Consider the following 2,441-nt stretch of genomic DNA (forward strand, 5'->3'; position numbering starts at 1 on the left):
GCGCGCCCCAACCAACTCCCCCCAGAAGGATCCTGGACGACGTGGCTGTTGTTGGCCGGCCGTGGGTTCGGCAAAACCCGCACCGGCGCTGAATTCGTACGAAGCGAAATCGAGAACAACCGAGCGCATCGCGTTGCGTTGATCGCCCCCACCGCCGCCGACACGCGCGACGTCATGATTGAAGGCGAAAGCGGACTATTGAACGTTTGTCCCCCCTGGAACCGCCCAAAGTACGAACCCAGCAAACGCAGGCTCACGTGGCCCAACGGCGCGATCGCCACCATGTACAGCGCCGACGAACCCGAACGATTGCGCGGCCCACAACACGACCTACTCTGGGCCGACGAGCTTGCCGCCTGGCGGTACCCCCAAGCGTGGGACATGGCCATGCTCGGACTGCGCCTCGGCACCCCCAGGGCCGTCGTCACCACCACCCCCAAACCCACGAAACTCATTCAAGCCCTCACCAAGAGCGACACGGTTGCGATTACGCGCGGCAGTACGTTCGACAACCGCGCGAACCTCGCACCCGCTTTTTTCGAACAAATCATCCAGAAGTACGAAGGCACCAGACTCGGTCGGCAAGAACTCTACGCGGAAGTCCTGACCGACACGCCCGGCGCGTTGTGGACACGCGACCTCATTGAAGCTGCACACGCCACCAGCGACCCGCCCGAACTCGTGCGCGTCGTCGTCGCCATCGACCCCGCCGTCACCAGCGGAGAGGAGAGCGACGAAACCGGCATTATTGTCGCCGGCATCGACCACGACAAACACCTTCACGTCCTCGAGGACGGCAGCATGCGCGGCACCCCCAGCGAGTGGGCCACCAAAGCCGTCCGGTTGTTCGACCAGTACGCCGCCGATCGCGTCGTTGCCGAAACGAACAACGGAGGGGACCTCGTTGAAGCCACCCTCCGCACCGTCCGGCGGAACCTGCCGTACCGCAAAGTCACCGCCACCCGCGGCAAACGCATGCGCGCCGAACCCATCGCCGCCCTCTACGAGCAACACAAAGCCCACCACCACGGCAACCTAAGTACCCTCGAAGACCAAATGGTGACCTTCACACCCGACACCATCGATAGTCCCGACAGGCTCGATGCGCTCGTGTGGGCCGCCACCGAACTCACCAACAAACGCCTCAGTGACAACACCCGATTGCGTGCCGCGAGCGGACTCAAGTAAAGGGAGGCCACCATGAACCTACAGAACCTCGTGAAACGAGCGCGCCTCCTCAACATCGCGACCCGCGCCAGGGACCTCGAGCAACTGCGCGACATGATGAACGGCGACTACACGCCGATCCTCAACAAGTTCGCGCCCCCCTTCCAGCCCGGCACCAGCCGCGCCGCCGCCTGGCATCGCGCACTCAACACCACCAGCAACATCGTGCCGGTCCTCATGAACAAAGCCCTCGCTGGCCTGGATTTCGGCGGCATCACGTGGAGTGAACCCGACACACAAACCGACGCCGTTACGGACGCCATGCGAAGCGTGGACCTGCCGCACCTCGCGCGGAACCTCGCGATCGAGTACAAGCTGGGTGGCGCCGCCGCCGTCATTGCGCAAACCCCTCTCGACGAGGCCGGCAACGCACAGCCACCCACCATGACGATCTTGCGGGGCGTGAACCTGCCGTACACGGAAGCGGCGGACCCCAGCAAAATCAAGGGCTGGTACCGCGCCATCGAGTACATTGACGACACGAGCGAAGGGAAACTTCGGTGGTGGGTGGAGGTGTACGATTTTCAGGATGCTGGCCCGGAGGACCCCATTACGCACCGGGTGTGGTACAGCCTGCCGGACCCCACGCACCTTGGGTTCCAACCGGACGACGAATTCCAAAGCATTGCGAGGCCACGCTTCGCGTTGTACGGGACGGGTACGGACGGCCTACCCACCAGCCCCCTGATTGCGAACATGGGGCGCGTGTTTGGCTTGTACGCGACGGAGTTGCGGCTCGCGACTAGCGAGGAGCTGGCGGCGTACCCCATGCTGTTGACGCGTGGCGAGAGTGACGTGGAGAGCGTCGGGCCGGCGGAAAGCATTGCGGTGGAAAGCGATGGGGACGCCCGCTGGATGGAGCCCGGCAACCTCGAGGAACTGCGGCAGCAAGTGAAACTGAAGCGCGACCAAGTACGCGAAGCGTTCAGCCTCCCCGGCGGCAGCTTGGGGAACGACACGCCGAGTGGGGAGGCGCTGCAGGAAGCCAACAGGGGTTTCATGCAGGAATCGAGGGCGCTTGCTTCGAGCGTGAGTCGAGTCCTTACGGACGTCGTGAGTGATTACTTGCGGCTTCTTGGGTTGCCGGGCGTGACGGTGGACGTCCCCATCGAGCGGGCCTACATGACGAACCTGCAGCTCGAAATCGTCACGAAAGGCATTGAGTATGGCGTCCTGCCGGAGAAGGTCGCCGCACGTCGCTTCCAACAGTTCCT

Annotated in this window: 2 protein-coding genes; both read left to right on the forward strand. The window is 63.7% G+C overall.

All coding sequences use genetic code 11. From position 1 onward, the window contains the following. Window positions 1–1,188: terminase family protein (locus RI554_11295; protein ID MDR9392599.1), on the forward strand; the 1,188-nt coding region annotated here is incomplete at its 5' end. 12 nt (window positions 1,189–1,200) lie between these two features. Beyond that, the coding region (locus tag RI554_11300; GenBank protein ID MDR9392600.1) for a hypothetical protein at window positions 1,201–2,441 on the forward strand (1,241 nt) is incomplete at its 3' end.

Source organism: Trueperaceae bacterium, assembly GCA_031581195.1.
In the GTDB taxonomy this organism is placed as follows: domain Bacteria; phylum Deinococcota; class Deinococci; order Deinococcales; family Trueperaceae; genus SLSQ01.